Origin of the sequence: Microbacterium sp. GbtcB4, from assembly GCF_019091465.1 — a bacterium.
Taxonomy (GTDB): domain Bacteria; phylum Actinomycetota; class Actinomycetes; order Actinomycetales; family Microbacteriaceae; genus Microbacterium; species Microbacterium paraoxydans.
Genome location: NZ_JAGXJJ010000003.1, coordinates 279,940 through 295,824, shown reverse-complemented (window position 1 = coordinate 295,824; position 15,885 = coordinate 279,940). Strand labels below are relative to the sequence as shown.

Genomic DNA, 15,885 nt, shown 5'->3' with positions numbered 1-15,885 from the left:
TGCACAGTGGCACGGAGAGGTGCCGACCCGACCCTCGTCCTTCTCCTGGAGGCTCTGTGCCAGACGCGCTGCCCGACCTGTTCCACGCCGACGGTGTGCTGTTCGACCTCGACGGCGTCCTCACGCCGACCGCCGAGGTGCACATGCGCGCCTGGAAGGCGGTCTTCGATGACGTCTTCGCCCGCTGGGACATCACGCCGCCGTACACCGACGAGGACTACTTCGCCTACGTCGACGGCAAGAAGCGCTACGACGGCGTCGCGAGCCTGCTGCGCAGCCGCAACGTCGAGGTGCCCTGGGGATCCGTGGACGACGACCCGTCCGCCGAGACCATCTGCGGGATCGGCAACCGCAAGAACGCCGCGTTCGCGACGTCCCTCCGCAGCCAGGGCATCGCTCCGTTCCCCGGCTCCCTCGCCGTCGTCGAGGCGCTGCACGCCGCGGGGATCCCGCTCGGCGTCGTCTCCAGCTCCAAGAACGCCGAAGAGGTGCTGGCGGCCGCCGGCATCCGGTCCTTCTTCCGCGTCGTGATCGACGGCGTCGTCGCCGAGCGCGAGCACCTCGCCTCCAAGCCCGCGGCCGACATGTTCGCCGCCGGCGCCACGGCCCTCGGCGTCGACCCGGCCCGCAGCATCGCCGTCGAGGACGCCACCTCCGGTGCCGCATCGGCCGCCGCCGCCGGCTACGCCGTCGTCATCGGCGTCGACCGCGGCGCCGGCGCCGACGCACTCCGCGCCGCCGGCGCGACCCACGTCGTCGACGACCTCGGCGTCCTGCTTCCCGCCGCCCGCACCGACACCCCGGAGACCGCATGATCGACCGCGACCGCTTCCCCGTCGACCCGTGGCGTCTCATCGAGACGCGCTACTCGGAGGAGGGTGTCGGCGAGACGCTGTTCTCGGTCGGCAACGGCTACCTCGGGCTCCGGGGCAACCACATCGAGGGGCGCGGCGCGCAGGAGCACGGCAGCTTCATCAACGGCCTGCACGAGACGTGGCCGATCCGGCACGCCGAGCAGGCCTACGGCTTCGCCGAGGTCGGCCAGACGATCGTCAACGCCCCCGACGCCAAGGTGATGCGCCTCTACGTCGACGACGAGCCGATCTCCCTCGACGACGCGGACGTGCGCGAGTACGCCCGCACGCTCGACATGCGCACGGGCGTGCTGGAACGGCGCGTGGTCTGGGAGACCCCGTCCGGCAAGCGGGTGCGCATGCGGGATCAGCGTCTCGTGAGCTTCGAGGAGCGCCACCTCGCCGTGCTGCGGCTCGAGGTCGTCGTCGAGAACGCCAACGCCCCCGTCACGATCAGCTGCCAGCTGCTCAACCGTCAGGACGGGGCGGGCGTCTACGCCGGCTCCCCGATGACGACCAAGGGCGCCGCCTTCGACCCGCGCAAGGCCGAGCGCATCGCGGACCGCGTGCTGGAGCCGGCGGAGCACTGGCAGGACGGGCTGCGCTCCGCGCTGTCGTATCGGGTCGCCGCGTCCGGGATGACCGTCGCCGTCGTCGCCGATCACATCATCGAGACGGAGAACGACTACAACGTCCGCACGCTCATCGAGCCGGACATCGCCAAGAACGTCTTCCGCGTCCAGGCGAAGGCCGGCGTCCCCATCACGATCACCAAGCTCGTCAGCTACCACTCGTCCCGCGGGGTGCCCCCGCGGGAGCTCGTCGACCGCTGCCGTCGCTCGCTCGACCGGGCAGCGGACGAGGGCGTGGAGACGGTGTTCCGTCGTCAGCGCGAGTGGCTCGACGCGTTCTGGGAGCGCAGCGACGTGCAGATCGGCGGGCGCGACGACCTGCAGCAGGCCACCCGGTGGTGCCTGTTCCAGCTCGCGCAGGCCTCGGCCAGGGCGGACGGCGCCGGTGTCCCCGCGAAGGGGCTGACCGGCTCCGGCTACAGCGGCCACTACTTCTGGGACACCGAGATCTACGTGCTCCCGTTCCTCACCTACACGACGCCGCGGTGGGCCTACAACGCGCTGCGAGCCAGGGTGAAGATGCTCCCCGCGGCGCGCCGCCGGGCCGCCCAGCTCAACGAGGCCGGAGCGCTGTTCCCGTGGCGCACGATCAACGGCGAGGAGGCGTCGGCGTACTACGCCGCCGGCACCGCGCAGTACCACATCAACGCGGACATCAGCTTCGCGCTGGGCAAGTACGTGCGGGCGACCGGGGACGAGGCCTTCCTGCGCCGCGAGGGTGCAGACGTCGCGATCGAGACCGCGCGGCTCTGGGCCACCCTCGGTTTCTGGCGGGGGTCGCGGCTCGTCGAGCAGTCCGGCGCCGGCGACGGCCTCCAGACGTTCCACATCCACGGCGTCACCGGCCCGGACGAGTACACGACCGTCGTGAACGACAACCTGTACACGAACGTCATGGCGCGATACAACCTCCGGTACGCGGCCAAGGTCGTGCGGGAGATCCGCGACAGCTACCCCGAGGACTACGCGGCCCTCGTCGAGCGCACGGGCCTCGGCTCCGGTGAGGCGGAGTCCTGGGAGCGGGCTGCGGAGGCGATGTACATCCCGTACAGCGAGAGCCTCGGCATCCACCCGCAGGACTCGCTGTTCCTGGAGCGGGAGGTCTGGGACCTCGCGAACACCCCTGCCGACCAGCGCCCGCTGCTGCTGCACTTCCACCCGCTCGTGATCTACCGCTTCCAGGTGCTCAAGCAGGCCGATGTCGTGCTGGCGCTGTTCCTGCAGGGCAATCACTTCTCGCCCGAGGAGAAGAAGGCCGACTTCGACTACTACGACCCGCTGACGACGGGTGACTCGACCCTGTCGGCGGTCGTGCAGTCGATCCTCGCGGCCGAGGTGGGCTATCAGGACCTCGCGCAGAAGTACTTCGAGCAGTCGCTGTTCGTCGATCTGCACGACCTGCACCACAACGCGGCCGACGGCGTGCACGTCGCCTCGGCCGGCGGTGTGTGGACGGCCCTCGTCTGCGGCTTCGGCGGCATGCGCGACTACGGCGGCGACCTCAGCTTCGACCCGCGGCTCCCCGAGTCCTGGCCGTCGCTGTCGTTCCCGCTGCAGTGGCAGGGGACCGCGATGCAGGTGACCGTCACACGGCACGAGCTGCGCGTCGAGGTGCGCAGCGGACCTCCGGTGCCGTTCAGCGTGCGGGACAACGCGTACATCGCGACCCTGGAGGACGAGGTCATCGTCCCGCTCGCGAACCAGGGACCCGTGATCCCCGGACGCCCGACCCTGCAGGAGTTCGCCGACGCCCGCCGCGACGACGGTACGCGGCTCTCCGCCTCGGTTCCGGTGATCACGAGCGCGATCCCCGTCATCGAGACGATCGACTGACCGCCGACCCACCCCTTTGCGTGTGCCCCACCCCTTTGCGGACGTCCGCAAGGGGGTGGCTCGCGTGAAAGGGGCCGGGTCGAGTGAGAGGGGAGCAACGTCGGTGGCACGCCGTAGGCTGGAGGGGTGACCACAGCCCTCTACCGCCGCTACCGACCCGAGACGTTCGGCGAGATGATCGGGCAGTCTCAGGTGACCGATCCGCTCATGACCGCGCTGCGCGGCGACCGTGTGGGTCACGCCTATCTGTTCTCCGGCCCTCGCGGCTGCGGCAAGACCACCTCGGCGCGGATCCTCGCCCGTTGCCTCAACTGCGCGGAAGGGCCGACCGACACCCCGTGCGGGACGTGCCCGAGCTGCGTCGAGCTGTCCCGGGCCGGTGGCGGATCGCTCGACGTCGTCGAGATCGACGCGGCGAGCCACAACGGCGTCGACGACGCCCGCGACCTCCGCGAGCGGGCGACCTTCGCCCCGAGCCGTGACCGCTTCAAGATCTTCATCCTCGACGAGGCACACATGGTCACCCCGCAGGGCTTCAACGCGCTGCTGAAGCTGGTGGAGGAGCCCCCGCCGCACGTCAAGTTCATCTTCGCCACGACGGAGCCCGAGAAGGTGCTGGGCACGATCCGCTCGCGCACGCATCACTACCCGTTCCGGCTGGTGCCGCCCGCCGCGATGCTCGAGTACGTCGAGAAGCTGTGTGCGGAAGAGGGCGTCATCGTCGAGCAGGGTGTGCTGCCGCTCGTCGTCCGCGCCGGGGGAGGCTCTCCCCGCGACACGCTGTCGCTGCTGGATCAGCTGATCGCGGGCTCGGACGCCCCGGCCGGCTCGGAGACCGTCACGGTCGGCTACGCGCGCGCGGTGGCGCTGCTCGGGTACACCCACGGGGCGCTCCTCGACGAGATCGTCGATGCGCTGGCCGCGGGCGACGCCGCGACCGCCTTCCCGGCCATCGACCGCGTGGTGCAGACCGGACAGGACCCGCGGCGCTTCGTCGACGACCTCCTGGAGCGCCTGCGCGACCTCATCGTCATCGCCGCCGTCGGCTCCGGCGCCTCCGCCGTGCTCCGCGGCATCGCCGAGGACGAGCTCGACCGGATGCGCCGCCAGGCCGAGTCCTTCGGCGCCGCGCGGCTCTCCCGCACGGCCGACGTGGTCAGCGCGGCGCTCGACGACATGTCCGGCGCCACGTCACCGCGACTCCACCTCGAGCTCATGGTCGCCCGGGTGCTCGCTGCCGCTCCCGGTGGCTCGGCCCTGTCCGGCTCCTCGGCGTCGGGCGCGCTGCACCCGCCGGCGACGACGCATCCGCCGGTGATCCCGCCGGTGTCCGCCCCGCCCTCGGCGGCTGTCCCGCCCGAGCCCGAGACCGCGTCGGCGCCCGAGACGGCGACGCCCACGGCATCGGCAGCGACCTCGTCCGCACCGGCCCCGTCCGCGTCCGCGCCGGCCCCGTCCGCTCCTGCGCCGGCGGCCTCCGCTCCTGCGCCGGCGGCCTCCGCTCCTGCGCCGGCCGCAGAGCCCGAGCCCTCCCCGGAACCTGCGCCCGCTCCGGCCCCAAAGTCGTCCGCCGCGCCGTCCGCCCCCGTCACGTTCGACCGTGTCAGCGACGCCTGGCCCGCCGTGCTGAAGCGCCTCGAAGGCATCAGCCGCACGTCCTGGCTGCTCGCCACCGCCGTGCAGCCGCTGGCCTACGACGGCGAGTCCGAGGTGCTGACCCTCGGATTCACGAGTCAGCACGACGTCGCGAAGTTCAAGGGGACCACGCCGGGCTCCGGACCGTCCGACCACCTCCGCACGGCCATCGAGCAGGAGGTCGGGGTGCGGGTCAAGTACCTGCCGGCCCCGATGCCGTCCGGCGGTGCGCCGCGGCAGCCCGCCTCCTCGGCGTCCGGCGCCCCGGCCGACACCGCTCCCGCATCGGAGCCTGCGTCAGCGCGTCCCTCCCGCCCGCAGACCCGCGCCGCCGCCGCCCCCGTGACGGAGTGGGCGGTCGCACCCATCCCGACGACAGCGGCCGCCGCGCCCGCCGCGCCCCTCGCCGTCGACGAGGAGCCGGAGGAGGTCGAGGCCGCCTCCGCCGCCCCGACCCCGCCGACCGACGGCAGGATCGATCGCGATGAGCCGCCGCTGCCCGGCGACGACGACGCTCCTGCGTTCGACGAGGAGCCGCCGTACGATCCGGCCTACGAGCCCCCGGCTCCGTACGACCGCCCTCCCTCCCCACGTGCGACTCCGGCTGCGGCCCCGCAGGCGGCCGCCCGTACGACCCCCGCGGCCGCTCCACCGGTCGTCGTCGAGCGCACCCCCGCCGCGGGCGGCGTGCAGCGCTACGGAGAGGCCGTGATCCGCCAGGTGCTCGGCGCGACGTTCCTTCGCGAAGAGCCCTACGAGCCCCCCACGAGGTTCTCCTGATGTACGACGGCATCGTCCAAGAGCTGATCGACGAGTTCGGCCGCCTTCCCGGCATCGGCCCGAAGTCGGCGCAGCGCATCGCGTTCCACATCCTGCAGACGCCGACGTTCGACGTCGCCCGTCTCGCCGAGCTGCTGACCGAGATCCGCATCCGGGTGCGCTTCTGCGAGATCTGCGGCAACGTCGCGGAGCAGGAACGCTGCGCGATCTGTCGCGACCCCCGCCGCAACCAGGCGCTGATCTGCGTGGTCGAGGACGCGAAGGACGTCGCGGCGATCGAGCGCACGCGGGAGTTCCGCGGCCTGTACCACGTGCTCGGCGGCGCGATCAGCCCCATCGCGGGCATCGGGCCGGACGACCTCCGGATCGCCCAGCTCATGACGCGGCTCGCCGACGGCACCGTGCAGGAGGTCATCATCGCCACGAACCCCAACCTGGAGGGGGAGGCGACGGCGAGCTACCTGAGCCGACTCCTGACGACGATGCAGATCACGGTCTCGCGGCTCGCCTCGGGCCTCCCGGTCGGCGGCGACCTCGAGTACGCGGACGAGGTGACGCTCGGCCGGGCCTTCGAGGGCCGGCGCGTGCTGTGACCCCGCAGTCCGGCTTCTCCCGCCGGGGCTGGCTGCTCTTCGGGGTCATGGCCCTGCTCTGGGGCGTGCCCTACCTCTTCATCAGCGTGGCGGTGGATTCGATCTCCCCGCCGGCGATCGTCGCCGGACGGACGCTGATCGCCGCGCTCCTCCTGCTGCCGTTCGCCCTGCGCAGCGGCGCCCTCCGTGCGGCGCTGCGGCACTGGCCGTGGGTGCTGGCCTTCGGGGCTGTGGAGATGGCCGGACCGTTCCTCCTCCTCGGACACGCCGAGATGACACTGCCCTCCGGCATGACCGGACTTCTCGTGGCCACGGTGCCGCTGTTCGCCGCACTCATCGCGTTGGGTGGTGGCGACCGCGGCGTGCTGCGTCCCGCCCGCGGCATCGGCCTGCTGGTCGGCTTCGTCGGCGTCGCCATCGTCGTGGCGGGGCCGGGGCTCTTCGGGGGAGAGGTGAGCCTGCTCGCGGCCGGGGAGGTGCTGCTCGTCGCGGTGCTGTACGCGATCGCGCCGTTCATCGTGGCGCGCAAGCTGAACGACGTGCCCTCGCTCGGCACGATCACGCTGTCCCTGCTGATGATCGGCATCTTCTATCTCCCGATCGGTCTGCTCACACAGCACGAAGTGCCGACGCTCCCGTCGATCGGCGCGCTGCTCGCTCTCGCCGTCATCTGCACGGCATTGGCGTTCCTGGCCTTCTTCGCGCTGATCCGCGAGGTCGGACCGGTCAGGGCACCGCTGTTCACCTACGTGAACCCGGTCGTGGCGATCGTCCTCGGCGCGATCGTGCTCGCCGAACCCCTCACCCCTGGTCTCCTCCTGGGATTCCCGCTGATCATCATCGGGTGCTGGTTCGCCGCCACCGGAGGGCGGCTGCGCCCGATGACGCCCGTCCCGCCCGCCCCCGCCTGAGTCGTCACATGCGCGGGGCGGCATGCGCGCCGATCGTAGAATGACCGTGGGCGGATCCGCCCGACATCCCAGGGAGTGAACGTGGCCCTCATCGTGCAGAAGTACGGCGGCTCGTCCGTCGCCGACGCAGAGAGCATCAAGCGCGTCGCCAAGCGCATCGTCGACACCCGTCGCGCCGGTCACGACGTCGTCGTCGCCGTGAGCGCCATGGGCGACACGACCGATGAGCTGCTGGACCTCGCGAACGAGGTCGCGCCGATCCCCGCCCCGCGCGAGCTCGACATGCTCCTCTCCAGCGGCGAGCGGATCTCGATGGCGTTGCTGGCGATGGCGATCCACTCCATGGGCTTCGAGGCGCGGTCGTTCACCGGCAGCCAGGCCGGCATGATCACCGACTCGCAGCACGGGGCGGCGCGCATCGTCGACGTCACACCCGTGCGGCTCCGCGAAGCGCTCGACGAGGGCGCGATCGTCATCGTCGCCGGCTTCCAGGGGTTCAACCGCGACACCCGCGACATCACCACGCTCGGCCGGGGCGGGTCGGACACGACGGCCGTCGCGCTGGCGGCCGCGCTGTCGGCCGACGTCTGCGAGATCTACAGCGACGTGGACGGTATCTTCACCGCCGACCCGCGCGTGATCCCGAAGGCGCAGAAGCTCGACCACGTCTCCAGCGAGGAGATGCTGGAGCTCGCCGCCAACGGCGCCAAGGTCCTGTACATCCGTGCCGTGGAGTACGCCCGCCGGCACGGCGTCCTCATCCACGCCCGGTCGACGTTCTCGTCGGCCGAGGGTACATACGTTCTGGGCGAGGGCATGAAGAACCCTCGCGAAGCCGAGGGAGCAGTCATGGAAGAACCGATCGTCGCCGGCGTCGCCACCGACTTCAGCCAGGCCAAGATCACCGTCGCCGGGGTGCCCGACGTCCCGGGCAAGGCCGCCGAGATCTTCAAGATCGTCGCGAAGTCCGGCGCCAACGTCGACATGATCGTGCAGAACGTCTCGGCCACGGGGCGCACGGACATCTCCTTCACGGTCCCGAAGGCCGACGCCGCTGCCGCGCTCAAGGCGCTCGCCGGCGAGCAGACCGAGGTCGGCTTCCAGAACCTCATCCACGACGACCAGATCGGCAAGCTGTCCGTGGTCGGCGCGGGGATGCGCACGCATTCCGGTGTCTCGGCGACCCTGTTCGAGGCGCTGTCCGCCGGCGGCATCAACATCGAGATGATCTCCACGTCGGAGATCCGCATCTCGGTCGTGCTCCGCGACACCGACCTCACCGAGGCCGCCCGCACCGTGCACACCGCCTACGGTCTCGACGGCGACGCGGAGGCCACGGTCCACGCCGGCACCGGTCGCTGACCCCCACGCCAGCGCGCTACGCCAGCTCAGGCGTTCGCGCGGGTTCAGGCTGTGCTGTGCGCGCGTGCCTGTTGTCCCGCGTTCGCCTGCTGTCGCGGGTCTGCCTGTTGTCCCGGGGTCCACGCCAGCACAGGCGTTCGCGCGGGTTCAGGCTGTGCTGTGCGCGTGCCTGTTGTCCCGCGTTCGCCTGATTCGCCGGGGGCGCCTGCCTTCGTGAAACCGACGGGCTTCGGGGTGGTCGCAGCGCGATAGACTCGCGGAAACCCTGACACCGGCGCCAGGCGCAGCATCAGCATCCCGACGCCGCGCCCGAAGCCTCGTACGCCGTACCGCACGAAGCCAAGGAACATCATGACCCGCATCTCCGAATCAGGACTCTCCGTCGCCATCGTCGGCGCCACCGGCCAGGTGGGCACCGTGATGCGCGAGATTCTCGCGGAGCGTTCGTTCCCGATCCGCGAGCTGCGGCTGTTCTCCTCGGCGCGTTCCGCGGGAACGTCGATCGAGTTCGGCGGACAGACGGTCATCGTCGAGGATGTCGAGGCCGCCGACCCGTCCGGTATCGACATCGCCCTGTTCTCCGCCGGTGCCACTGCCAGCCGCGCCTACGCCCCCCGCTTCGCCGAGGCCGGTGCCGTGGTCGTCGACAACTCGAGCGCATGGCGGATGGATCCCGAGGTCCCCCTCGTGGTCAGCGAGGTCAACCCGCACGCGATCGACGACCGGCCCAAGGGCATCATCGCGAACCCGAACTGCACCACGATGGCGGCGATGCCGGTGCTGAAGGTCCTCGACGCCGAGGCCGGCCTGGAGCGCCTGATCGTGTCGACCTACCAGGCGGTGTCCGGCTCCGGACTCGCGGGCGCGCAGGAGCTGCTCGGCCAGGTCGAAGGCGTGCTCGCGCAGGGCGACACCCTCCGCCTCGTGCACGACGGCTCCGCGGTCGACTTCCCCGAGCCCGAGAAGTACGTCGCGCCGATCGCCTTCGACGTGATCCCGCTCGCGGGCAACCTCGTGGACGACGGAGACAACGAGACCGACGAGGAGAAGAAGCTCCGCAACGAGAGCCGGAAGATCCTGGAGCTGCCCGACCTGCGCGTCGCCGGCACCTGCGTCCGTGTGCCGGTGTTCACGGGTCACTCGCTGTCGATCCACGCCGAGTTCTCCCGCGACCTGACTCCGGAGCGCGCCACGGAGGTGCTGAGCGCGGCGCCGGGCGTCGTGCTCGACGAGGTGCCGACCCCACTGCAGGCCGCGGGCAAGGACCCGAGCTTCGTGGGTCGCATCCGTGCCGACCAGTCGGCTCCGGAGGGCAAGGGGCTCGTGCTCTTCATCAGCAACGACAACCTCCGCAAGGGAGCGGCGCTGAACGCGGTGCAGATCGCCGAGGTCCTCGCGGAGCGACTCGCTCCGGTCTCCTGAGGGCCGCATGGTCTGCGGTGTCCTGGCCGCGAACTAGACTGTTCGGGTGACTGAAAACGTCGATGTCGTCCTGATCGGCGGTGGCATCATGAGCGCCACCCTGGGTACCCTGCTGCACGAGCTGCAGCCGGACTGGAAGATCGTCGCCTTCGAGCGGCTGTCGGACGTAGCGCAGGAGAGTTCCAACCCCTGGAACAACGCCGGGACCGGGCACGCCGCGCTGTGTGAGCTGAACTACATGCCGCAGCAGGGCGACGCTCCGCTCGACCCCGCCAAGGCGATCTCGATCAACGAGCAGTTCCAGCAGAGCCGCCAGTTCTGGTCCTCTCTCGTCGAGAAGGGCGTGCTGGACGAGCCGTCGACCTTCATCAACGCGACGCCGCACATGACGTTCGTGCGGGGTGAGAAGGATGTGGCGTACCTCAAGAAGCGTTACGAGGTGCTCAAGGAGCAGCCGCTGTTCGCCGGCATCGAGTACAGCGAAGACTCCCGCGTCATCAATCAGTGGGCGCCGCTCCTCATGCAGAAGCGGCGGAAGGGCGAGCCGTTCGCGGCGACCCGGGTGCCCGCCGGCACCGACGTCGACTTCGGTGCCCTCACGCACCAGCTGTTCGATCACCTGCGTGAGTCGGGCGTCGCCGTGCGCACCAACCACGAGGTCAAGTCGCTCAAGCGTCAGAAGGACGGCACCTGGCTCATCAAGTACCGCACGACGGTCGGCCGCACCCCGAACGAGATCAAGGCCAAGTTCGTGTTCGTCGGCGCCGGTGGCTGGGCGCTGAAGCTCCTGCAGAATTCCGGCATCCCTGAGATCAAGGGCTACGGCGTCTTTCCGATCGGTGGCCAGTTCCTCAAGACGACGAACCCGAAGATCGTCGCGCAGCACAAGGCGAAGGTCTACTCGCAGGCCTCGGTCGGCGCGCCGCCGATGTCGGTCCCGCACCTCGACACGCGTGTCGTCGACGGCGAGGCGTCGCTGATGTTCGGGCCGTTCGCGACGTTCAGCCCGAAGTTCCTCAAGAACGGCTCGATGCTCGACATCGTCACGCAGGTCCGGCCGCACAACCTCTGGCCGATGCTGCGGGTCGCCTTCGCCAACCCCGACCTCATCACGTACCTCATCAGCGAGCTGATGAAGAACCACCGCAAGAAGGTCGACAGCCTCCGCACGTTCATGCCGACGGCCAAGGACGAGGACTGGACGCTCATCGACGCCGGTCAGCGCGCCCAGGTCATGAAGAAGGACCCGAAGAAGGGTGGCGTGCTGCAGTTCGGCACCGAGGTGGTCGCCTCGGGCGACGGCTCGATCGCCGGTCTCCTCGGAGCATCCCCCGGGGCTTCGACGGCGGTGCCGATCATGCTCGACCTGCTGAAGAAGTGCTTCCCCGGCGAGTACCCGGGCTGGGAGTCGCAGCTGCGCGACCTCATCCCCACCTTCGGCCGGAAGCTCAACGGCGACGCGGAGCTCGCGGAGGAGTCGACCACCGCGACCGCCGCCGTCCTCGGCATCAACGCCTGACCCCTGACCGTGGCGAAGCTCTACTTCCGCTACGGCGCGATGAACTCGGGCAAGTCGACTGCCCTGCTTCAGGCTGCGTACAACTACGAGGAACGCGGCCAGCATGTGCTGCTCGCCAAGCCCGCGATCGACACCAAGGGCGCCGGCGAGATCGAGAGTCGCCTCGGGGTGACGCGACCCGTCGACTTCCTCATCGGTCCGGACGATGACGCCCGCGCGCTCTTCGCGGTCCACCGCGAGCGCATGCGGCGGTCCACGGAGGAGGAGCTCCTCCCGACGGGCCCGGTCGACGTGGCCTGTCTCCTCATCGACGAGGCGCAGTTCCTCACGCCGACACAGATCGACGACCTTTTCCGTATCGCGGTGGAGGACGGCATCCCGGTGATGGCCTACGGCATCCGCAACGACTTCCGCACCCACGCGTTCCCCGGCTCCGCCCGTCTTCTGGCCATCGCGCACTCCCTGGAAGAGCTCAAGACGATCTGCCGCTGCGGGCGCAAGGCGGTGTTCAACGGCCGCGTGGTCGGCGGCCGCTTCGTGTTCGACGGCGACCAGGTCGCGATCGACGAGGGCGCCGACGGCTCCGCCTCGCCCGAGCTCACGACCTACGAGTCGCTGTGCGGCACCTGCTACCTGGAGGAGTCCGGCGGCCGCCTCGGCTGACCCGCTGACCCACCCCCTTCCGCTCGCCCCACCCCTCTGCGTGCGTACGCACCGGGCCGGGACGCGCGAAAAGGGGCGGCTCGCGCGCGGCATCGCCGCGTTGCGTGGTCTGACCACACACGCTAACCTGTGGTCTGACCACAGGAGGCGAGATGACGGAGCAGCCGGCGCGCGCATGGCGACTCGTGCTCGAGCACATCGAGCGTGACCTGCTCGACGGTCGTCTCGGCCCGGGGGACCGGCTGCCGTCCGAACGGGACCTCGCGAGCGACCTCGGCGTCGGACGATCGAGCGTCCGGGAGGCGTTCCGCGTGCTCGAGGTGCTCGGACTCATCCGCACCGCCACCGGCTCGGGCCCCCAGGCGGGCGCCATCGTGATCGCCACCCCCACTGGCGGGATGTCCGCGCTCCTGAGGCTCCAGGTGGCCGCGCAGGGCTTCCCCCTCGACGACGTCGTCCGCACGCGACTGGTCCTGGAGGATGCGGTCGTGGAGGCGATGGCAGGCGCCGCCCAGCGGGACACCGTGCGGGCGCACGAGCTGCTCACCGCGATGGACGACGGCGCCCTCACTCCGGCCGAGTTCCTGGCCCTCGACGCGCAGCTGCACCTCTCCCTTGCGGAGGGCAGCGGCAACACGGTCATCGCGGCGATGATGGCGGGACTCCGCTCCGCCATCGAGTCGTACGTGCTCGCGGGCGCGGCGACCGTCGATGACTGGGACCGCATGGCCGACCGCCTGCGGTCCGAGCACCGTGCCCTCGTCGCAGCGATCGACGCCGGCGAGATCGACACCGCCCGGCGCCTGGTGCGCGCCCACATCACCGGCTACTACACCGCCGCGGGCCTCACCCGCGCCATCACCCCGCAGAACTGAGAGGCAGAACATGGTCCAGCGCCAGCTCCCCAACCCCGCCGAGCTGTTGGAGCTCATGAAGTTCAAGAAGCCCGAGCTCGACGGGCGCAAGCGCCGCCTCGACGCCGCGCTCACCATCGACGATCTGCGCACGATCGCCAAGCGCCGCACACCCAAGGCTGCCTTCGACTACACCGACGGCGCCGCTGAGGGCGAGCTGTCGCTGAGCCGGGCACGCCAGGCGTTCCAGGACGTGGAGTTCCACCCCGGCATCCTCAAGCCGGCGCCGGACGTCGACACGGCCGTCGACATCCTCGGCGGTCCGTCTGCGCTCCCGTTCGGCATCGCGCCGACCGGCTTCACCCGGCTCATGCAGACCGAGGGTGAGGTCGCGGGCGCCGGAGCCGCGGCCGCCGCAGGTATCCCGTTCACGCTGTCCACCCTCGGGACCACCTCGATCGAGGACGTCAAGGCGGCGACGGTCCGGGAGCCGCAGGGCCCCGTGCCCGGTCGGAACTGGTTCCAGCTCTACGTCATGCGCGACCGCGAGATCTCGTACGAGCTCGCCCGTCGCGCCGCCGCGGCCGGCTTCGACACCCTCCAGTTCACGGTCGACACCCCGGTCGCCGGCGCCCGTCTCCGCGACAAGCGCAACGGCTTCAGCATCCCCCCGCAGCTCACCCTCGGCACGATCATCAACGCCATCCCGCGGCCCTGGTGGTGGTTCGACTTCCTGACCACCCCGAAGCTCGAGTTCGCTTCGCTGAGCACGACCGGCGGCACCGTCGGCGAGCTCCTCGACGCGGCGATGGATCCGACGATCAGCTACGACGACCTCGCGGTCATCCGCGACATCTGGCCCGGCAAGATCGTCATCAAGGGCGTGCAGAACGTCGAGGACTCCGTGCGCCTGCGCGACGCGGGCGTGGACGGCATCGTGCTGTCGAACCACGGTGGCCGCCAGCTCGACCGCGCCCCGATCCCGTTCCACCTCCTGCCCGAGGTCCGTCGGGCGGTCGGCGACGACTTCACGGTCATGATCGACACCGGCATCATGAACGGCGCCGATATCGTGGCGTCCGTCGCGCTCGGTGCCGACTTCACGCTGATCGGGCGCGCGTACCTGTACGGCCTGATGGCGGGAGGTCGCCAGGGCGTCGACCGCACCATCGCCATCCTGCGCGGCGAGATCGAGCGCACGATGCGGCTGCTGGGCGTCGCGTCCCTGGCGGAGCTCGAGCCCGGGCACGTGACTCAGCTCACTCGTCTGGTGCCCGTCTCCCGCGCGGCCGGCGTCGAGGTGCACTGACCCACCTGCACGACCAGACCACGCCTGCACGACGGATTCGCTCCTCCCGTCGTGCAGGCGGACCGAGGTAGTGCGGCTGTGCCCGTCAGACCCGGGTGGAGAGGGTCGGCAGCAGCTCCCGCAGACGCGCGGCCGTGTCCTCCCAACCCTCGACGGCCACCGACGGCACACCCAGGGCCAGGACGGGGTAGTCGTTGCCGCCCTCGTCGAGACGGTCGCCGTAGAACAGCATCGCGGTCAGATCGATGCCGGTGTGGGTGGCGAGCTGCTGCATGCCGAACGCCTTGTCGATCCCGGCGCGGGTGATGTCGATCGAGGTCGAGCCGCCCGAGCGCACCTCGAGGCCCGGGAGCCGCGCGGCGACGGCATCGCGTAGCGCGCCGCGCTTCGAACCCGTCGGATCCCACCCATGCTTCGCGTCGCGTGGGGCCTGCTGGCCGAGCGCGGAGAACGTGATCTGCGAGCCGCGGTCCTCGAGGATCTCGCCCCAGGGCTCGGCCTCCCAGAGCCCGAGACGCTCCGCCTCCTCGCGCAGCGCGGTGAGGGCGGCGGTCTTCTCCTCGTCGCTGAGGTCATGGGCGTACACCGCGACGAAATCGCTGCCGTCATGCCGCAGGTATCGCGTGCCGCACGTCGGGAGCAGATGCAGTCGGGCGAGGGCCGTCGGGTCGGCGTCGGCGAGCTGCGCCACCACCTGCGTGCGGAACTGTGCCTCGTTGCCCCCGGAGATGATCGCGACATCGACGGAACGCAGCAGCTCACCCAGGAGCGCGGCGATCTGCGGGTCGATCGTTCCCTTGGAAGGGGCAAGGGTGTCATCGAGGTCGAAGGCGATGAGAGAGGGCGATGTCATGATGCCTCCACTGTAGGTGTTCGCGGCCGGGAGGACGGTGTGGCGGCGAGCAGCGTGCAGAATATCGCGAGGACGACGCCGATGCTCGCCCCGGTGGCGTTGGCCAGCACGTCGCTCACGGTCGCGGCGCGGTGGGGGAGGGCCAGGTACTGCGCCGTCTCGATCCCCAGCGAAAGGGCCGGACCCACGAGCAGTGATAGCATCCACGCGCGCCGGGGCACGAGCAGGAACGCGAGCACCCCGACCGGGATGAAGACGGCGACGTTCGCCAGAACCTCGAGTCGCGTGAAGTCCAGGCTCGTCCAGCCGAGCCGCTGAATCGCGCGAAGGAGGAGGTCGAGCAGGTTGGGCATCGTCTGCTCCACGCGCGCGGGCGTGAGCGTGAGGAGGGCGACGCCGAGGAGGAAGGGGAGCCCGAGGGCGACGGCCCACACGCGCGTCGAACGCCGCGGCGGTGGCAGGAGCCTCCCCATGCGTTCCCCTCTCGCACGACATCCCGATACAGAGAAGGCCGCCCCTGCGGGCGGCCTTCTCGTGTCACTGGTCGGGGTGACAGGATTTGAACCTGCGACCTCTTCGTCCCGAACGAAGCGCGCTACCAAGCTGCGCCACACCCCGTTTTGCAACCCTCCGAGTCTACAGCGAAATGCCTCCAGCACCGAATC

13 protein-coding genes and 1 tRNA gene are annotated in these 15,885 nt (G+C 70.5%); 11 read left to right on the top strand and 3 right to left on the bottom strand.

All coding sequences use genetic code 11. The annotated features are described in order from the left end of the window. The first annotated feature begins 56 nt into the window (after positions 1-56). The 11 genes from KVS71_RS07370 (at position 57) to KVS71_RS07320 (ending at position 14,367) form a co-directional block, all read left to right on the top strand. Positions 57-815, top strand: coding sequence for a beta-phosphoglucomutase family hydrolase (locus KVS71_RS07370; RefSeq protein ID WP_217584241.1), 759 nt, complete (start codon positions 57-59; stop codon positions 813-815). After that, positions 812-3,319, top strand: a complete 2,508-nt coding sequence (locus KVS71_RS07365; protein WP_217584240.1) for a glycosyl hydrolase family 65 protein — start codon at positions 812-814, stop codon at positions 3,317-3,319. The genes KVS71_RS07370 and KVS71_RS07365 overlap by 4 nt, the downstream gene beginning before the upstream one ends. A 126-nt stretch (positions 3,320-3,445) precedes the next feature. Then, entirely contained in the window at positions 3,446-5,734 is a 2,289-nt protein-coding gene (locus tag KVS71_RS07360) for a DNA polymerase III subunit gamma and tau (RefSeq protein WP_217584239.1), read from the top strand. Beyond that, complete coding sequence (gene recR, locus KVS71_RS07355) at positions 5,734-6,327, top strand: recombination mediator RecR (protein WP_025104255.1); 594 nt, start codon at positions 5,734-5,736, stop codon at positions 6,325-6,327. The genes KVS71_RS07360 and recR overlap by 1 nt, the downstream gene beginning before the upstream one ends. Beyond that, positions 6,324-7,238: a DMT family transporter gene (locus KVS71_RS07350; RefSeq protein ID WP_217584238.1), complete on the top strand. Its 915-nt coding sequence runs from the start codon at positions 6,324-6,326 to the stop codon at positions 7,236-7,238. The genes recR and KVS71_RS07350 overlap by 4 nt, the downstream gene beginning before the upstream one ends. A gap of 81 nt (positions 7,239-7,319) precedes the next feature. After that, positions 7,320-8,600: an aspartate kinase gene (locus tag KVS71_RS07345; RefSeq protein WP_025104257.1), complete on the top strand. Its 1,281-nt coding sequence runs from the start codon at positions 7,320-7,322 to the stop codon at positions 8,598-8,600. A 351-nt stretch (positions 8,601-8,951) separates the two neighbouring features. Continuing rightward, positions 8,952-10,022 (top strand): aspartate-semialdehyde dehydrogenase, encoded by a 1,071-nt coding sequence (locus KVS71_RS07340; RefSeq protein ID WP_105950284.1) that lies wholly within the window; start codon positions 8,952-8,954, stop codon positions 10,020-10,022. Between the two features lie 46 nt (positions 10,023-10,068). Then, positions 10,069-11,541, top strand: coding sequence for a malate:quinone oxidoreductase (locus KVS71_RS07335; protein WP_060921882.1), 1,473 nt, complete (start codon positions 10,069-10,071; stop codon positions 11,539-11,541). A gap of 9 nt (positions 11,542-11,550) precedes the next feature. After that, complete coding sequence (locus tag KVS71_RS07330; RefSeq protein ID WP_060921881.1) at positions 11,551-12,204, top strand: thymidine kinase; 654 nt, start codon at positions 11,551-11,553, stop codon at positions 12,202-12,204. A 152-nt stretch (positions 12,205-12,356) separates the two neighbouring features. Further along, the gene (locus KVS71_RS07325; protein WP_060921880.1) at positions 12,357-13,079 is read left to right on the top strand and encodes a FadR/GntR family transcriptional regulator; all 723 of its coding nucleotides are present in this window, start codon (positions 12,357-12,359) and stop codon (positions 13,077-13,079) included. 10 nt (positions 13,080-13,089) lie between these two features. Continuing rightward, entirely contained in the window at positions 13,090-14,367 is a 1,278-nt protein-coding gene (locus tag KVS71_RS07320) for an alpha-hydroxy acid oxidase (RefSeq protein WP_144882404.1), read from the top strand. An 85-nt stretch (positions 14,368-14,452) separates the two neighbouring features. Here the strand turns inward: KVS71_RS07320 and KVS71_RS07315 are convergent, their stop codons facing one another. From KVS71_RS07315 to KVS71_RS07305, 3 genes are all read right to left on the bottom strand, one after another. Further along, positions 14,453-15,220, bottom strand: a complete 768-nt coding sequence (locus tag KVS71_RS07315; RefSeq protein ID WP_217584237.1) for an HAD-IIB family hydrolase — start codon at positions 15,218-15,220, stop codon at positions 14,453-14,455. Then, positions 15,217-15,693: a VanZ family protein gene (locus KVS71_RS07310; RefSeq protein ID WP_082750020.1), complete on the bottom strand. Its 477-nt coding sequence runs from the start codon at positions 15,691-15,693 to the stop codon at positions 15,217-15,219. Before KVS71_RS07310 ends, KVS71_RS07315 begins: the two co-directional genes overlap by 4 nt. Before the next feature lie 68 nt (positions 15,694-15,761). After that, positions 15,762-15,838: transfer RNA gene (locus KVS71_RS07305), tRNA-Pro, on the bottom strand. Positions 15,839-15,885: the final 47 nt, after the last annotated feature.

Bases quoted from the DNA above. Each gene is read 5' to 3' on its own strand.
- KVS71_RS07340 (WP_105950284.1), top strand. From the start codon at position 8,952: ATGACCCGCATCTCCGAATCAGGACTCTCCGTCGCCATCGTCGGCGCC.
- recR (WP_025104255.1), top strand. From the start codon at position 5,734: ATGTACGACGGCATCGTCCAAGAGCTGATCGACGAGTTCGGCCGCCTT.
- KVS71_RS07325 (WP_060921880.1), top strand. From the start codon at position 12,357: ATGACGGAGCAGCCGGCGCGCGCATGGCGACTCGTGCTCGAGCACATC.
- KVS71_RS07315 (WP_217584237.1), bottom strand. From the start codon at position 15,220: ATGACATCGCCCTCTCTCATCGCCTTCGACCTCGATGACACCCTTGCC.
- KVS71_RS07320 (WP_144882404.1), top strand. From the start codon at position 13,090: ATGGTCCAGCGCCAGCTCCCCAACCCCGCCGAGCTGTTGGAGCTCATG.
- KVS71_RS07310 (WP_082750020.1), bottom strand. From the start codon at position 15,693: ATGGGGAGGCTCCTGCCACCGCCGCGGCGTTCGACGCGCGTGTGGGCC.
- KVS71_RS07365 (WP_217584240.1), top strand. From the start codon at position 812: ATGATCGACCGCGACCGCTTCCCCGTCGACCCGTGGCGTCTCATCGAG.